Source organism: uncultured Maricaulis sp. (assembly GCF_963976135.1).
GTDB lineage: Bacteria > Pseudomonadota > Alphaproteobacteria > Caulobacterales > Maricaulaceae > Maricaulis.
The window spans coordinates 1-16,715 of the sequence record NZ_CAXBKN010000066.1 but is presented as its reverse complement, the minus strand read 5'-3'; the positions used below and the strand labels follow the sequence as shown (position 1 = coordinate 16,715).

General features: G+C 64.4%; 15 protein-coding genes. 7 read left to right on the top strand and 8 right to left on the bottom strand.

The features are described 5' to 3' along the window. Window positions 1-1,444: pyridoxal-dependent decarboxylase (locus AAC023_RS09840; RefSeq protein ID WP_339740673.1), on the top strand; the 1,444-nt coding region annotated here is incomplete at its 5' end. On the opposite strand, the gene AAC023_RS09835 is transcribed toward AAC023_RS09840, so the two are convergent. The 5 genes from AAC023_RS09835 to tpiA form a co-directional block, all read right to left on the bottom strand. Continuing rightward, window positions 1,441-2,082, bottom strand: a complete 642-nt coding sequence (locus AAC023_RS09835; RefSeq protein ID WP_339740671.1) for a head GIN domain-containing protein — start codon at window positions 2,080-2,082, stop codon at window positions 1,441-1,443. The two genes, AAC023_RS09840 and AAC023_RS09835, sit on opposite strands and share 4 nt — an antisense overlap. 122 nt (window positions 2,083-2,204) lie before the next feature. Continuing rightward, the gene (locus tag AAC023_RS09830) at window positions 2,205-3,833 is read right to left on the bottom strand and encodes a CTP synthase (RefSeq protein WP_339740669.1); all 1,629 of its coding nucleotides are present in this window, start codon (window positions 3,831-3,833) and stop codon (window positions 2,205-2,207) included. 74 nt (window positions 3,834-3,907) lie between these two features. After that, on the bottom strand, window positions 3,908-4,231 hold the full coding sequence (gene secG, locus AAC023_RS09825; RefSeq protein ID WP_339740667.1) for a preprotein translocase subunit SecG: 324 nt from the start codon (window positions 4,229-4,231) through the stop codon (window positions 3,908-3,910). Between the two features lie 67 nt (window positions 4,232-4,298). Continuing rightward, window positions 4,299-5,360, bottom strand: a complete 1,062-nt coding sequence (locus AAC023_RS09820) for a response regulator receiver protein (RefSeq protein ID WP_339740665.1) — start codon at window positions 5,358-5,360, stop codon at window positions 4,299-4,301. Between the two features lie 74 nt (window positions 5,361-5,434). Beyond that, window positions 5,435-6,184 (bottom strand): triose-phosphate isomerase, encoded by a 750-nt coding sequence (gene tpiA / locus AAC023_RS09815; protein ID WP_339740662.1) that lies wholly within the window; start codon window positions 6,182-6,184, stop codon window positions 5,435-5,437. A gap of 192 nt (window positions 6,185-6,376) precedes the next feature. On the opposite strand from tpiA, the gene AAC023_RS09810 reads away from it, so the two are divergent. Together AAC023_RS09810 and trpE are read left to right on the top strand one after the other, a co-directional pair. Beyond that, window positions 6,377-8,311 carry a SurA N-terminal domain-containing protein gene (locus AAC023_RS09810; protein ID WP_339740660.1) on the top strand — a complete coding sequence of 645 codons (1,935 nt, stop codon included), beginning with the start codon at window positions 6,377-6,379 and terminating at the stop codon, window positions 8,309-8,311. Beyond that, the gene (trpE, locus tag AAC023_RS09805; protein WP_339740658.1) at window positions 8,311-9,837 is read left to right on the top strand and encodes an anthranilate synthase component I; all 1,527 of its coding nucleotides are present in this window, start codon (window positions 8,311-8,313) and stop codon (window positions 9,835-9,837) included. The genes AAC023_RS09810 and trpE overlap by 1 nt, the downstream gene beginning before the upstream one ends. On the opposite strand, the gene AAC023_RS09800 is transcribed toward trpE, so the two are convergent. Beyond that, window positions 9,823-10,854, bottom strand: coding sequence for a divergent polysaccharide deacetylase family protein (locus AAC023_RS09800; RefSeq protein WP_339740655.1), 1,032 nt, complete (start codon window positions 10,852-10,854; stop codon window positions 9,823-9,825). The two genes, trpE and AAC023_RS09800, sit on opposite strands and share 15 nt — an antisense overlap. Before the next feature lie 99 nt (window positions 10,855-10,953). On the opposite strand from AAC023_RS09800, the gene AAC023_RS09795 reads away from it, so the two are divergent. Then, window positions 10,954-11,544, top strand: a complete 591-nt coding sequence (locus tag AAC023_RS09795) for an aminodeoxychorismate/anthranilate synthase component II (protein ID WP_339740652.1) — start codon at window positions 10,954-10,956, stop codon at window positions 11,542-11,544. 50 nt (window positions 11,545-11,594) lie between these two features. On the opposite strand, the gene AAC023_RS09790 is transcribed toward AAC023_RS09795, so the two are convergent. Together AAC023_RS09790 and AAC023_RS09785 are read right to left on the bottom strand one after the other, a co-directional pair. Then, window positions 11,595-12,299 (bottom strand): hypothetical protein, encoded by a 705-nt coding sequence (locus AAC023_RS09790; RefSeq protein WP_339740650.1) that lies wholly within the window; start codon window positions 12,297-12,299, stop codon window positions 11,595-11,597. Between the two features lie 813 nt (window positions 12,300-13,112). Continuing rightward, window positions 13,113-13,472 carry a hypothetical protein gene (locus AAC023_RS09785; RefSeq protein ID WP_339740648.1) on the bottom strand — a complete coding sequence of 120 codons (360 nt, stop codon included), beginning with the start codon at window positions 13,470-13,472 and terminating at the stop codon, window positions 13,113-13,115. Between the two features lie 397 nt (window positions 13,473-13,869). Between AAC023_RS09785 and trpD the strand changes: the two genes are divergently transcribed. The 3 genes from trpD (at window position 13,870) to lexA (ending at window position 16,497) form a co-directional block, all read left to right on the top strand. Next, the gene (trpD, locus tag AAC023_RS09780) at window positions 13,870-14,889 is read left to right on the top strand and encodes an anthranilate phosphoribosyltransferase (RefSeq protein ID WP_339740645.1); all 1,020 of its coding nucleotides are present in this window, start codon (window positions 13,870-13,872) and stop codon (window positions 14,887-14,889) included. 1 nt (window position 14,890) lies between these two features. Next, on the top strand, window positions 14,891-15,703 hold the full coding sequence (gene trpC / locus AAC023_RS09775) for an indole-3-glycerol phosphate synthase TrpC (RefSeq protein WP_339740643.1): 813 nt from the start codon (window positions 14,891-14,893) through the stop codon (window positions 15,701-15,703). A gap of 89 nt (window positions 15,704-15,792) precedes the next feature. Then, window positions 15,793-16,497 carry a transcriptional repressor LexA gene (gene lexA / locus AAC023_RS09770; RefSeq protein WP_339740641.1) on the top strand — a complete coding sequence of 235 codons (705 nt, stop codon included), beginning with the start codon at window positions 15,793-15,795 and terminating at the stop codon, window positions 16,495-16,497. The last annotated feature ends 218 nt before the right edge of the window (window positions 16,498-16,715 follow it).

The window sequence follows — 16,715 nt, the reverse complement described above, 5'->3', positions numbered from 1 at the left end:
TTTTGCGAACTGGACCCGGGCAACACCATCACAGGCAGGACAGGCCATGGATCTGGAACAATACGGCCTCTGGGCCCGGCGGATTGCCGACTGGACCGTCGATTATCTCGGCAATTTGCGCGACCGCCCGGTGCGCGCCCAGACGCAGCCCGGCGACATATTGCGCCAGCTCCCCGCCGCGCCGCCGGAAGGCGCCGAAGCGATGGAGCGCATCTTTGCCGATTTCGAAGCCATCGTGCCCGATGGCATGACGCATTGGCAGCATCCGCGCTTCTTCGCCTATTTCCCCGCCAATGCCGCGCCGGCCTCGATGCTGGCCGAACAGCTCACGGCCGCGATGGCGGCGCAATGCATGCTGTGGCAGACCTCGCCGGCGGCGACCGAGCTGGAAACCCGCATGGTCGACTGGATGCGCCAGGCACTTGGGTTGCCGGCCGGTTTCCGCGGCGTGATCCAGGACAGCGCCTCCTCCGCCACCCTCGCCGCCATCCTGACCATGCGCGAGCGTGCCCTCGGCTGGTCGGGCAATACCGCCGGCCTGTCTGGCCAGCCACGCCTGCGCATCTATGCCTCGGCCCAGGCGCATTCCTCGATCGACAAGGCGATCCGCATTGCCGGGATCGGTCAGGAAAATCTGGTCAAAATCCCCTCCGATGAGACCGATTCAATGCGCCCCGAAGCGCTAAGCGCCGCCATCGCCGCCGACCGCGCCGCCGGCCATGTCCCCGCCGGTGTCGTGCTGTGCGTCGGTGGGACCTCGGTGGGCGCCTCCGACCCGATTGCCGCCATCCTTGCCATCGCGGCGGCGCAAGGCCTCTACAGCCATGTTGACGCGGCCTGGGCGGGCTCGGCGATGATCTGTCCGGAATTGCGCACGGTCTGGACCGGGGTGGAGGGCGCGGATTCGATCGTTTTCAATCCGCACAAATGGCTCGGCGCCCAGTTCGACTGCTCGATCCAGTTCCTCGCCGATCCGGGCCCGCAAGTGCGCACGCTCGGTCTGCGGCCGGATTATCTCGAAACGCCCGGCCTCGATGATGGCGGCGCCGAAGGCCTGGTCAATTACAGCGAATGGACCGTGCCGCTCGGCCGCCGTTTCCGGGCGCTGAAATTATGGTTCCTGATCCGCGCCTACGGGCTGGAGGGGCTGCGCAGCCGGATCCGCAATCACATCGCCTGGGCGCGCGAAGCGCAGGCGGCGATTGCCGCCCTGCCCGGCTTCGAGATTGTAACGCCGTGCCGCTTCAGCCTGTTCACCTTCCGCTACCAGGGCGAGGCTGCGACCCGCGATCTGCTCGATCGCATCAATGCCGACGGCCGCACCTATCTGACCCAGACCGTGCATGACGGCCAATTTGTCATCCGCTTCCAGGTCGGCCAGTTCGACTGCACCCGCGAGGATGTGATGATGGCGATCGATGTGCTGGCCGAACTGGCGCGTTAATCGCCGCGGTCAAAGCGGATTTCCCCGCCCATCGAAGCGCGCGTCTCGCGCTCGGCCGGTTGGCCGAATATCCGGATCGAGGCGCCGGTCGACGCGCTCGCCTCGGCGCGGTCGCTGGCAAAGACACGGGCTTCGCCGCCGGTCGAGGAATCGATGTCCACGGACTGGCACACCAGGTCACGCGCGCTCAGCACACCCCCCGTGGAAAGATCCAGATCGAGCCGGCCGCATGTCCCCGAAAGCCGGACTTCGGCGCCGGTGCTGACTTCGACGGACAGGGAATCACTGGCAATACCGGACACGTGACTGGCGATGCCGCGGTGAAAATCAAGCGCCTCAACGGCCGGCATCGTGACCCGCACCGTCAGATCAAGCCCGCGGTTTCGCTGGAATAACCGGGTGCGCTGGCGCAGGGAGAGTTCGTCGCCATCGACCTCGGCCTTGAGGCGGTCGAAATCATCGGCATCGCCCTCGATATTCACCGACCATGTCTCGCCAACCGTGACGACCAGCTGGTAACCGCCACCGGCATTGATGCTGTCAAAGCCTGTCAGGTCGAGTTGTTGAACATCCTCGGCGGCCGCAAGCCCTGCCGAGAGTGTCGCGGCCGCGATGGCCGTCAAAACCAGATTGCGCATATTCATCTCCCATCACTCATCCATGCCGGGCAGAATAGCGCCCTTCATCCATGATGCATGTGGGATTGTGATTGGATGCATCCCGGCGGAAAAATCCGGCCGGGCATTGCATCCGGTCCAGATCAGACCATCCGGCTTTGTTCAAGCGCCGCGGCGACAAAGCTGGCAAATAGCGGGTGTGGCTCGAACGGCCGTGATTTCAGCTCGGGATGGAATTGCACGCCGATATACCAGGGATGATCCCTGATCTCGACGATTTCCGGCAAAATGCCATCGGGCGACATGCCGGAGAAAATCAGACCGGCCTCTTCAAGCCTTTGCCTGTACGCGATATTGACCTCATAGCGGTGACGGTGGCGCTCCTCGATATGGCTGGTGCCATAGATCTCGCGCACGCGGCTGCCCTCGGCGAGTACGGCCGGATAGGCGCCGAGCCGCATCGTGCCGCCCTTGTCGTCGGCTTCCGAACGGGTCTCCACCTCATTGCCGCGCGACCATTCGGTCAGCAGGCCGATCACCGGCTCGCCATTCTCGTCGATCTCGCTGGAGGTCGCATGCTCGATCCCGGCCATATCGCGCGCCGCTTCGAGCACCGCCATCTGCATGCCGTAGCAAATGCCGAAGAAGGGAATCTTGCGCTCGCGGGCGAAGCGCGCTGCGGCGACCTTGCCTTCGGCGCCACGGCCACCAAAGCCGCCGGGCACCAGCACGGCGTGAACATCCTCGAGGGGCGCGAACGGATCGTCTTTTTCGAACTGCTCGCTATCGAGCCATCTCAGCTTGACCTTGACGCCATTGGCGATACCGCCATGGGCCAGCGCCTCGATCAGCGATTTATAGGCGTCGAGCAGGCCAACATATTTGCCGACAATCCCGATCGTAACCTCGCCATCGGGCTCGGCAATCGTCTGGGAAATCTTGTGCCATTTGGTCAGATCCGGCTCGGGCGCATCACCAATGCCGAAACAGCGCAGGACTTCCCGGTCGAGGCCTTCCTTGTGGTAAGCGAGCGGCACATCATACAGCGATGCAGCGTCCATCCCTTCGATGACCGCGCTCTCGCGCACATTGCAGAAAAGACCAATCTTGCGCTTGTCGCCGGGCGGAATCGGAATCTCGCAGCGGCAGAGCAGGATGTCGGGCTGGATGCCGATCGAGCGCAATTCCTTGACCGAGTGCTGCGTTGGCTTGGTCTTCATCTCGCCAGCCACCTTGATGAAGGGCAGCAAGGTGACGTGCACGAAGACGGCGCGCTCATGGCCGAGTTCCTGGCCGAGCTGGCGGATCGCCTCGAAGAAAGGCAGGCCCTCGATATCCCCGACCGTGCCGCCAATCTCGCACAGAACGAAATCGGCATCGCCGGCGTCGGACAGGACGAATTGCTTGATGATGTCGGTGACGTGCGGGATGACCTGCACGGTCGCGCCGAGATAATCGCCGCGCCGCTCGCGCTCGATGATGCGCTGATAGACGCGCCCGGTGGTGATATTGTCGGACTGGCTCGCCGGCACGCCGGTAAAGCGCTCGTAATGCCCCAGATCGAGATCGGTCTCCGCGCCGTCATCCGTCACATAGCATTCGCCATGCTGATAGGGCGACATCGTTCCGGGGTCGACATTGAGATAGGGGTCGAGCTTGCGCAGACGCACCGAATAGCCGCGTGCTTGCAGCAAGGCGCCAAGGGCGGCTGAAGCGAGGCCTTTTCCGAGCGAGGAGACCACGCCGCCGGTGATGAAGATATATCGCGGCATGGGCAATCTGCCTATCGGAGATTCGTGCGTCCCGAAAGGCGCAATTTCAAATTTGACTGTGGATTTCGTTCGGCTCAGCCGTCTGTCGGAACGCCGTCAGAGGGTTCGTCTTCGGCTGGGAGGCTCGGCAGGACCGCATCGGCATTACGCTCAAACACGCTCTGGCCTTCGGAATTCACGCCGACCACGACGGCCAGAAGGATGGAATTGCCGATGAACAATGCCCCGAGAATCATCGTCGTCCGCGTCAGCGCACTGGCTGCGCCGCGACCGCTCATCATGCCGCCGCCCGCGCCGCCGCCAACTCCAAGCGCGCCGCCCTCGGATTGTTGCAGCAGAATCACTGCCACCAGGGCAATCGCCACCAGAAGCTGGATGATGAGAAGCACGTTTGTCATGAATACCGCCTGAGATTTGGGTTCTGCCCTGCAGACATGGCCCCCGGCCCGCCCGCATGCAACCCGGTCACATGGCGGCGCGTTTTATACCAGCACCGGCGGCTTGGCCAGTTTCGTCTGCCGTAGCCTCTGCGTCCCCGGCATCCTTGGCTTTGGCCGCTTCGATCTGGGCCCGGATCCGTTCGTCGGCCGAGCGGGTCTGCAGGCGGACCCTCAGATTGGCCACCGTCCGCTCGATCTCGTCCTTGGAGCGTTCCAGCGATTCGCCATTGGCGTAGGCGGCATAGGTCGCCATCGACAACTCCTTGATCAGCTGCAGCGTGCGCGGGGTCGCCCCCGTACCGTCACCCAGCGCACCGATCTGGTCGATCAGGGCGGCTGCAACTTCCGCTGCTTCGGTCCGGGATGCCTTGACCATCTGCACGCGTAATTCGCGGGCCGTACGGGCCATGTCCGCCACATCGAGGCGCACTGAAACCGTACTGTTTTCAGGCTTGGTCAGCTGGATCTCGACGGAAATGACGATCCGCATCGCCAGGCGCCGCAGGCGTTCGGCAATGATCACATCCTTGGCTTCGCGAGCCCAGCTGCTGGCCCGCTCAATCGCAGCGTCATCGCCATTGACAATTGCCTGCAGGAAATTTGGCACGGTAAGCGGTTGCGTATCAGAATCGCGGTCCGTGCTCTTGCGGCGATCCGGTCCGATATAATCGCTTGTGACAATGAAATCCTTGCGGTCCCGGATCAGTGTCCGCACGCGCTCGGCCGCAAACATTGTCGAGAAAGGCCGCACGATGACATCATCGGCACCGCATTCAATGGCACGGCGAATATGGGTTGTATCACGGCTCCAGGTCGTCAGCAGGATGACCACAAAGGGATTGCGGCCCAGATCACTGCGCCGCACGCTACGGACCAGTCGGAAGATATCTGCATCGGTCGCACTGCTCTCGGCGACCACAAGCGCGGGCGCGGTCTCGGCCAGCGCCGACTTGAATTCGGTCAGGCTGGACACGGTCTCAATCTTGCGAAACCCCATTTCAAACAGGGCGTAACGCGAAGTGCGCTGATTGACATGCACGGGGTCAAACAGGAGGACAGAGGCTCTGGCATAGTCAACTTCAGTCATGCGCCGTGCGCTCCCCGGCAATGCTTCAGGACATAAATCTGAAGCCATCATTGCCGGAATAGGTTTCAATCCACTTACTGCGCTGCACATCCATGGATTGCAGCGTCGATAATCGCCCCGAATTGCCCAATATCCAGACTCGCACCGCCGACCAGCGCGCCGTCAACATCATCCAGCGCCATCAACTCCCCAGCATTGCCAGGCTTGACCGACCCGCCATAGAGAATGCGTGTCCCGGCCGGACGCGGCAATCGGGTGCGGATAAAGGCATGCATTTGCGCGACATCCGAGGGTGATGCGGTCAAACCTGTGCCGATTGCCCACACTGGCTCATAAGCTATTACCGCCATCCGGGCCGCGGCGGGCAGTGAGGCAGCCAATTGTGCGCCGACTATGCCGAACGCCTCACCGGCTTCGCGCTGCTCGCGCGTTTCACCGACACAGATGATCGGGATCAGGCCGGCCATGATCGCCGCTTCCGCCTTCGCGCAAACCAGCGCCGAAGTCTCGCCGTGATCGCTGCGGCGTTCGGAATGTCCCAGAATCACATAACCGGCGCCGGCATCGCGAACCATCCCGGCAGAGACATCACCGGTGTGCGCACCGCTGGAATTCGTGTGACAGTCCTGTGCGCCGATCAAAATGGCGCTATCGCCACAATGCCCGGCGACCGGGGCCAGCAAGGTGGCCGGTGGGCAGACCAGAACATCGACCCCGGCCGCGGCTGCCAGGGCGGCTTGCGGCTCCAATTGGTCGAAAAAACCCAGATCCGAGCGCAGGCCATGCATCTTCCAGTTCCCGGCAATCAGCATGCGTCGTGTCATCTCGCCCCCCATTTCTCCCACCCCCGTTATTCCCGGCGCATCAACACCCGATTGGACGCAGGAGTAAGCCGCAAACACGCTGGCGGCAATCTTGAGCGTCTGCATTTGCCGATGCCACAGCCGCTGATGCTTGCGACAGCGAATCTGCGCCGTTACCTTGCGGCCATTGCTTTCCAGAGGCCCTGCCAATCCATGCTGACAAATTTTCGCGCATTCGCCCAATCGCCCTTCGCGCTGGTGATCATCGTCCTGCTGGTATTGGGCTTTGCGCTCTATGGGGTCAGTGGCATTTTCACCGGCAGCGGCACAGCCGTCGTTGTGGTAGGCAATGAGCAGATCAGCCAGCGCGAACTCGCGCAGGCCTTTGAACGTGAAATGCAGGCCGTGCAGGAGCAGAATCCTGACCTGACGCGCGAAGAAGCCCTGCAAGCCGGGCTGGGCGACCAGGTCCTGCAGCGCCTGATCGTGCAGGCTGCCTTCCACGCCAAGGCGCGCGAACTCGGCATTGTTACTTCCGACCGTGCCCTGACCACCGAATTGCGCAATTACCAGGCCTTCCTCAACCCGGTCACTGGCGCATTCGATGCCTCGCTCTATCGCAGTGCCCTGCAGAATGCGCGCTACGCGCCGGCGGAATTTGAACGCTCCATCGCCGAGGACATGACCCGCTCGCAGCTGGCCGGCGCCCTCACCGCAGGCGATCTGAACCCGACACGCATGGCGGAGACGCGTTATCTCGTGCAGCAGGAACAACGCCGCATTCGCGCCCTGATCCTCGACGCCTCCGAAGCCGATCCGATTCCCGATCCGACCGATGAGCAATTGCAGGCTTTCATCGACGCCAATCCCGACCAGGTCGACCGGCTTGGCTTGCCCGTCTTCAATGCCCCGGAATTCCGCGCCATCACCTTGGTTCGTTTCCAGCTCGAGGATTACATCCTCGATGTCGATCTCGACGAATCGATTCTGCGCGAGACCTATGACTACCAGGTCGAAAATGGTGTACTCGGCACCCCGGCCCAACGCAGTTTCGTCCAGCTCATCACGCCTGACCAGGCAACGGCCGATCAAGTCGCGGCCCGGCTTGCCGCGGGCGAATCGGCTGAAGCCATTGCTGCCGAGCTCGGGCTCGACACGCCATTGTCCCAGACCGACGCCCAGGCCTATCAGGTCCCGGACAGCCAGCTCGCGATCGCGATTTTCGCGATGACGGAGGGGGAGACCGGCGCCATCGAAGGCAGTTTCGGCTGGTCCGCCATCCAGATCACGGCCGCCACCGACGCGGTTGTGCCCAGCTTCGATGACCAGCTCGACGCGCTGCGCACCGAAGCGGCGCGCGCCGAAGCCACCAACGCGATGTATGACGCCATGGCGGCCTTCGAACAGGAGCGCTCCAATGGTGCGACCCTGGAAGATGCGGCCGAGCGTGCCGGTGTTCCGCTGGAGGCCTATGTGCCGCTTGATCAATATGCCCGCGCCCAGGATGGAGAGATTGATTTCGAACGCTTCCAGTCCCTGGCCTCCGATGTCCTGCGCGTCGCCTTCGAGCAATTCGCGGGCTTTGCCATCAATCTCGAGCAATATAACGAGACCGACTGGTTCACCCTTCGGGTCGACGACATCATCCCCTCCCAGCCCCGTGCCCTGGAGGATGTCCGCGAGCAGGCCGAGGCGATCTGGCGCGCCGCGGAAGCCGACACCCAGCTGCAGGCCCGCGCTGACGAGGCCCTGGCCCAGCTGCAGGCCGGCGATGATATGGAACTTGTCGTCCTGACTTCGGGTGGCCGCATCGAGACCTCGACCCTGAAACGCGATGAGACCGCCGGAAGTTTTGCGGCCCATGTCGTCGGACAGGCCTTCAGCCTCGAACCGGGCATTCCCAGCCAGGTCGTTCGCCGGGGCGCCGGTCCGCACATGATTGTCATCGTCGACGAGATCCTCCCGGCCGATCTGGCCCGGGCGGGCTTGGGTGAAGTTGAACAGCGCGCCGCAGCCATTGCCACCCAGATCAATGATGACATCCTGGTCTCGGCCCAGACCGCTCTGCTGAGCGAATACGAGATTGATGGCAGCTCGGTCGACCAGCGTCTGCGTGCGGCCGCACTGGGCCAAACCGAAACGCCGTGATGACGGCGCCTCAAAGCCGGACCAGCCCGGATTTTGCCGCTATCGAGGCGCGTCTGGGCGCCGGCGAGCCGGTCATCCTGCAGGCCCGCAAGCCGGACGATCTGCTGACCCCGGTCGCCGCCTATCTCAAGCTCGCCCAGGCGGATGGTCATGCCTGTCTGCTGGAATCCGTCGAGGGCGGGGCCTGGCGCGGCCGCTATTCGGCGATCGGGCTCGATCCGGACCTGATCTGGCAATGCCGGGATGGCGTCGCCAGCGAAGCACGGGGCGCTGCGATTGAGGCGCGAAAATTCACGAATCTCGATGCCGACCCGATGACCGCCCTGCGCGCCGTCATCGAAGATGCGCATTGCGCCCTGCCCGATGGCGCCCCCTCTATCGCCGCCGGCCTGTTTGGCTATGTCGGCTATGACATGGTGCGCTATCTGGAAAAACTGCCCGAGAACGCCGCGCCCGACCCGCTCGGCACGCCGGAAGCCTGTCTGATCCGGCCACGAACCGTGGTCGTGTTCGATGCGCTGAAGCAGGAAATCCAGGTCTATTGCACGATCCGTCCAGCGCCGGGCGAAACGGCCCGCACCGCCTATGACGCGGCGGCCGCGCGGCTGCAGGCGACCCTCGATATCCTCGCCGGCCCGCTGCCTGTGATCGCCGCGCCGGCCGGCCGGACGGGTGAGATCAGCTCCAATCAAAGCGAGGCGGCCTATCGCGCGGCGGTCGAGAAGGCCCGCAATTATATCCGCGCGGGCGATGCCTTCCAGATCGTGCCGAGCCAGCGGTTTTCGACGCCATTCAGCGATGATTCCTTCTGGCTGTATCGCTCGCTGCGCCGTCTCAACCCCTCGCCTTTCCTGTTCTATTTCCGCATGGACGGGTTCGAGATTGCCGGCTCCAGTCCGGAAATCCTGGTGCGGCTGCGCGATGATACCGTCACGATCCGCCCGATCGCCGGCACCCGGCCGCGCGGTGCGACCCCGGCCGAGGATGATGCGCTGGAGGCCGATCTGCTGGCCGATCCCAAGGAGCGCTCGGAACATCTGATGCTGCTCGACCTGGGCCGCAATGATGTCGGCCGCATCGCCAGACCGGGCAGTGTGCGCATCACCTCGCGCGAGAATGTCGAGCGCTACAGCCATGTGATGCACATCGTCTCGAATGTCGAAGGCGATCTGGCGACAGGCGAGGACGCCGTCTCGGCCCTGTTCGCCGGCTTTCCGGCCGGCACCGTCTCGGGTGCCCCCAAGGTGCGGGCGATGGAAATTATCGACGAGCTGGAGCCGCACCGGCGCGGGATTTATGCCGGCGCCGTGGGCTATTTCAGCGCCGATGGCGGCATGGACACTTGTATCGCCTTGCGCACCGCGGTGATCAAGGATGGCCGCATGCATGTCCAGGCCGGGGCCGGTGTCGTGCTCGACAGTGATCCGGAATCGGAACGGGTCGAGACCGTCAACAAGGCGATGGCGCTGTTTCGCGCCGCCGAGGATGTTGTCCGGGACAGTCGCAGGAAATCAGGGGACGATTGACGCCGAAATCTGCTCGGCCGGCGCACGCGCCAGCTGCGCCGACAGCGCCGTCACCGTCACGAAATCAAAGCCCGCCGCGCGGGCCTCGCCGATCCAGCTTTCCAGCGCCTCCAGCGTGGCGTCATGGGGATGCCCGATCAGGACGGCATGTCCCTGCGCGCGGGCCAGCGTCTCGGCTTCGGCCAGGCGGGCCCGGATCGCACCAGCCTCGATGACGTGGTCGAGGAAAATATCCCGGCGCAGGACCGGCAGTCCCAGACCTTCAGCGACGGCGTAACCGCGACTATCGGCGATGGTCATGGAATCGATGAAGAGCGGGCCCTGATCGGCAATCGCGCCGAGGGCGACACGCAGCGCCCGCGGATCACCGGTGAAACGGCTACCCATATGATTATTAAGGCCAATCGCGCCGGGCACGCGGGCCATCGCCCAGCGGATGCGGGCGCGCAAATCACGATCGCTGAGATCAACGCGCAAGGCGTGCGGTCCCGGATCATCCAGGCCCAGCGGTTCCATCGGCACATGCACCAGAACATCGCGGCCACCGGCCCGCGCCGCCAGGGCTGTCGCGGCGGCCGCCTCGGCATAGGGCAGAATGGCAATGGTCAGCGGAGCATCCAGGGCCAGCACGCGCGCGGCGGCGGCAGCGTCCAGGCCCACATCATCAATGATCAGGGCGATGCTTGGATGCCCGGCAATTGCGCCGCTGGTGAGCGGTGCCGCAATCGGCAGTCGGACCTCGGCCGAGGCGATGGCACTGGCGGCCGGCAGCCTGTCCAGCGCAGGAACGGGCACAGCGCTTCCGGCCCCCGGCTCATTCACCGCTGCGACGGCCAGAGTCTCAGCCTGCACAGTGGGCTCCGCCAGGGCCGCAGAGCGGATCGGGCGATCGGGCGCAGCGTTCGCGACTGAAAAGGCCACCGCCGCCGCCAGATAGGCCGACGCAACCACCGCCCCTGCCAGGGCAGGCATGGCGGCATTATGCGGGCGAATCGATTTGACGGATCTGGATGGCATGTCACCAGCTGGCCCTGAGCTGATTAATGCCGCGTTAACCACGTCGCGGGATTGGCGGCGCGGTACAATCGCCCTAGTTTGCCGCGACGGAGGCCCTGCATGCTGCTCATCATCGACAATTACGACAGTTTCACCTTCAACCTGGTGCATTATTTCCAGGAATTGGGGGCGACGACGCGCGTCATCCGCAATGACGCCATGAGTGCAGCCGAGGCCCTGGCGCTGCAGCCGGCGGGTATCATCCTCTCGCCCGGCCCCTGTGATCCGGACCGTGCCGGCATCTGTCTCGACATCATCCGCCAGCTCCCCGCCGACCTGCCCCTGCTCGGCGTCTGCCTCGGTCACCAGGCGATCGGCCAGGCCTTTGGCGGTGATGTCATCGCGGCCAAGCAGATCATGCACGGCAAGACCAGCGCGATTGACCATGACGCCACCGGCCTGTTCGCCGGCCTGCCCAGCCCCTTCACGGCGACGCGCTATCACTCTCTCGCCGTCAAGCCGGAAACCCTGCCAGCGAGCCTGCGCGCCACCGCCCATACCAGCGACGGCGAAATCATGGGCCTTTGCCATATCGAGCGCCCGATCCACGGCGTGCAATTCCACCCCGAATCGATCGCCTCGGAACATGGCCATGACCTGCTGCGCAATTTCCTCGAAATGACCCGGGAGACGCACTGTCAGGCGGCGTGACAGACGGCCCATCCAGACTGTCACCCGAAAAACTGTCTGCCATCCTGCCATCACCAGAATGAACGTATCCGCGGCCCTGTGTCCGCAGGCGTTTCCGGCGTGACAGACCCGGTTGGCGCGTCTGTCAGCCTGTCATCGTCTGTCATCGCGGCGGGGGGATTTTCGGCCGTTTCGCACTGTTCGGGATCGGCCGCCTCCTCCTCGGCATCCTGGCCCGCCTGCTCGCCGGCCTCCTGGTCGCGGTCCCGCATCCAGGCCGGGGGATTCACGATCAAGCGTTCGCGCAAATCATCACGCAAGCGCTCGATCGGAACCAGATCCATACGCCCCTCCTTTTCAGCCCGGGCCATGTCCCAGCCCTCGGGAAATTCCAGCGGGCGGCAATCCTCGTCCAGCGGCAGGCCGACCAGCTCCGCAGGCAGGCGCCGGCGCGAGGCCAGGTCGGCCTTCGCCTTCAGCGCCGCCACTTCCGCCTGACGCAGGGAGAGTTCGATCAATTGCCGCGCCAGCCTGGCCGCCACCGCCGAGCGCGCCATCTGCCCCGCCAGCGCATAGCGGCTCGCCCGCGCCACCAGCACCGAGGCCGCCTCCTCCGGCGGCAGATCGGGAATATCGTCCGGGATATTCGCATCCAGCGACACCGCCGCGACGCCCGGTGCCTTGCCGGCCATATCCGACAGCCGCCAGCTACCGCGCCGCGCCCATCGATTGAGCGTCGTCTCCGACACCCCCGTCTCATCGGACACTTGTGCCATCGTCAGCCCCTGCTCCCGCAGGGCCCGCGCCCGGGCCTGCAATCTCGCCCGCTCAACTTCATCTCTCTGGATACCTGTCATGCCGGTATTATGCGGCGAGGCCTGGAGGGGTGGGGATAAGATTATTTTTGGCGCGGGCCCAGGTAACACCATGACCGGCCGACGGACACCGCGCGACTCCATAGGTCCACAACCGCTAAAACGGCGTCATTCCAGCGCAGGCTGGAACCCAGCTCATAGCACTCAAATGGTTGGAGAATAGGTGCAAACCTATTTCACGGCGGCGCCTGAATCTGGGTTCCAGCCTGCGCTGGAATGACGCTGAACTGGCCCTTGCGGGAAAGACGGGCAGCCGCAGCGCCCGGTCCCCGCCTTGAAGCTCATGCCGAGATTCAGCCACCGGGGTTCAGAGTCGTCAAGGCGCATGCCCGCGAAGCGCAATAATGGTGTGTGTCCCCATGTATTCTCAAAACCTTGTCATCCCTGACGGATGCCCCGCGAAGGCGGGGCGCAGATCAGGGACCTAGAACCACCATCGCAAAACCATCCAGACTGGAGGGACGAGGCCGGATGCCAACCGTCGGGCGTCTGGGTCCCTGATCTGCGCCCGGATCGCTGACGCGTCCGGGCATTCGTCAGGGATGACAACGGCTTATAGCGTTGGCACTGAACAAGCCGGGAAGACGCTCCAGTCTACTTGAAGGCGACCTGCTCGCTCCCCCCCGCATTGAAAAGCATGCCGAGCCCCTTCCACGTTGGAAGCCCATACGGCTCATAGACACCTCGCTCGGTCGCGCGGCGCTCTGTTCAGCCTTACTTCGCCCAAACAACGAGAGTGATGCAGCAGTGTGTCCTCGCCATCGCACGGTCCAGGTGGCGGGACAGGATGTCGAGGCAATTCAGCGCGCGCGCCAGCTTGGCCGCAACCTCATCAAGGGAATCAGCAGGGATCACTACAGACAGGTCTTCCATGCCCTTTAAATCCGCAGGCTTGAGGCCATAGAGGTGGTCATCAAACTGGTTTTCCCCAACTTCGGGATAGTGGGGTTTCAGATCGAGACGCGCGAGAATCGCCTTGGGCAGCGAATCCGAGGTATCCGAGACAATATCGCCATCGGCAACCTCGAACCGCGTCCGGTCGACCTCGACAAGGGTTTTGATTGAATATTGCATGTCCACATGCCTCCACCGGGGATTGGCCAGTCTACCAGCAATTGTTTATCAGCTGCCGCCTGGGACACGCACCGGCAAAGCCGAAGCATGTCCCGGCGGTGCCCGACCGGTGCTACCCTCTCCACTCACCCCCCGCATTGAAAACCGCCCCTACCCGCATTATCACTTCACCGGTTCGCTTGGTTCAACTGAAAGTCAGCCGGTATGCCGATCTCATCCGCCCTTCCCGCCCATCCCCGCGCGGCCATCGCGCCGCGTGGCGGGCGTGTGGCGGTGACGCGCGTTCGATACCTGGTGGTTGACGGTCGATGGCGCGGCTTGACGGCAAGCTTGTAGCGCGCGCGCCGATGGCGCGATGATCGATCCGACACGAATATTCAAAAATCGAGAGACTGGTATGAACCATCTTGCCCTATGCCTGCAGGCCTTCAGCCAGGGCCAGCGGCCCGAGACTGCACACATCTCCGGCGCTTTTGACCAATTGATGGAAGGCGATGCGCCCGATGCGGCGATCGGCGGCTTTCTGATGGGGCTCGCCGCGCTGGGCGAGCGGCCCGAGGATATTGCCGCCGGGGCACGGGTCCTGCGCGGCCGCATGGCGACGATCAGAGCGCCCGAGGGCGCGATCGATACCTGCGGTACCGGCGGCGATGGCAAGGGGGCGTATAATATCTCAACCGCTGCCGCGATCGTGGCCGCCGGAGCCGGCGCCATCGTCGCCAAGCACGGCAATCGCGCCGCCTCCTCGCAATCGGGCTCCTCGGACGTGCTCGCCGAGCTCGGGGTGAAGCTGGATTGTCCGCGCGATGCCGTCGAGCGTTCGCTGACCGAGGCCGGGGTCGGCTTCCTGTTCGCGCCGGCCCACCATAGCGCCGTGCGCCATGTCGCCAGCGCGCGCAAGAATCTCGGCGTGCGCACCCTGTTCAACCTGCTCGGCCCGCTGGCCAATCCGGCCGGCGTGAAGCGGCAATTGCTCGGGGTTTATGACCAGCGCTGGCTACAGCCGATGGCCGAGGCGCTGCGCGATCTGGGCTGTGAGCATGCACTGGTGATCTGCGGCCAGGACGGGATGGACGAGATCACCACCACCACCGGGACCGATGTGGCGCAGCTGCGCGATGGCGAGATCACCACCTATACGGTCACGCCCGAGGATGCCGGCATCACCCGCGCCACCGAAGCCGACCTCAAGGGCGGCGATCCGGCCTATAATGCCGCCGCCATCTTGCGCCTGCTTGAGGGCGAGGCCGGGGCGTTTCGCGATATCGTCCTGCTCAATGCCGGCGCGGCGCTGATCCTGTCGGGCCAGGCCAAAACCCTGGCCGAAGGTGCCGAACTGGCCGCCGCCGCGATCGATGATGGCCGCGCCCGCACGGCGCTGGCGCGCATGGCCGCCATCTCGCGCGGGGAAGCCTGAGATGACTGATGTCCCCGACACGCTGGCGCGGATCGGCGCCTACAAGCTCGACCATATCGCCGCCTGCAAGGCCGCCCTGCCCTATGCCGAGATCGCGGCCCAGGCCGAAGATGCCCCGCCGGTACGCGGCTTTCACGCCGCGCTTGAGGCGGCAGCCAACGCCCAGGGCCTCGGCCTGATCGCCGAGATCAAGAAGGCGAGCCCGTCCAAGGGCCTGATCCGCGCCGATTTCGACCCGCCGGCGCTGGCCCGCGCCTATCAGGACGGCGGCGCGACCTGCCTGTCCGTCCTGACCGACGGGCCAAGCTTTCAGGGTTCGGACCGCTATCTCATTGCCGCGCGCGCGGCGTGCGAGCTGCCGGTGCTGCGCAAGGATTTTCTCTATGATCCTTACCAGGTCGCCGAGGCGCGCATGCTCGGCGCCGATGCCATCCTGGTGATTCTCGCCGCCGTCGATGACGCGACCGCCCGCGCCCTGATCGAGGAAGCGGCGCGCTGGTCGCTCGATGTCTTGGTCGAGGTGCACGACGCGCCGGAAATGGAGCGCGCGCTGGGGCTGGACGCGCCGCTGATCGGGGTGAATAACCGCAATCTGCGCACCTTCGAAACCGCGCTGGAGACGTTCGAGACTTTGGCACCGATGCTGGCGGGCGCCGCTTTCCCGGTCGCGGAGAGCGGGATATTCACCGCCGCCGATGCCGCCCGCCTGCAGGCGGCCGGCGCCCGGGCGCTGCTGGTCGGCGAAAGCCTGATGCGGCAGGACGATGTCACCGCCGCCACCGCCGCCTTGATGAACTGGCAAAACCCGGCTTGACCTGAATCGGGAACCTTTGTAGAACAAACACACACATTCCTGATTTGTTCTTCCGGTTGATGTGCCGGCATTTGTCAAAGGGGGCTGACTTGCTCACCCGTAAACAGCACGAGCTTCTGCTTCTGATCCATAACCGGATCAAGGATACCGGCGTCTCGCCCTCCTTCGACGAAATGAAGACGGCCCTGCAACTGGCCTCGAAATCCGGCGTTCACCGCCTGATCACGGCGCTGGAGGAGCGCGGCTTCATCCGCCGCCTGGCCCACCGGGCACGGGCGCTGGAAGTGATCAAACTGCCCGAATCTGCCGCCGCCAGCCTGGATCAGCCTCTGGCCGGCGATGCCGATCTTGGCGCCAATGTCGTGCGCGCCAATTTCAAGCGCAATGCCGAAGAGAATACGCCGGAAGCCTCGGTCGAGATCCCGCTGCTCGGCCGGATTGCCGCCGGTGTGCCGATCGCCGCGATCCAGCACGAGACCGACCGCCTCGCCTTCCCCGCCGACATGGTGCGCGGCGGCGAGCATTTCGCCCTCGAGGTGAATGGCGATTCGATGATCGAGGCCGGCATTCTCGATGGCGATATTGTCTTGATCCGGCGCGGCCAGTCGGCCGATAGCGGCGAGATTGTCGTTGCCCTGGTCGATGACGAGGAAGCGACGCTGAAACGCCTGCGCAAGAAGGGCGGATCGATTGCCCTGGAAGCGGCCAACCCGGCCTATGAAACGCGAATTTTCGGCCCCGACCGGGTCAAGGTCCAGGGCAAGCTGGTCGGTCTGATCCGCCGCTATCACTAAGGCGTAGGGGGCCTGCGCTCACCGCCATCGAGTGCGCGCTGGCCTCATGCCGGGGTTTGCGCCCGGATTCATGCCCGGATTCGTGCCGGCGCTGGGACCATGCCTGGTCTCATACCTCGCCCGATACCTCGCCCTCTACCCCGGCAATGGCATGATCTGATATCTCAATGATGACCCGCCGGCGCTGCTGTTCTGGCGGGTCATTCTTCGTTTGCGGT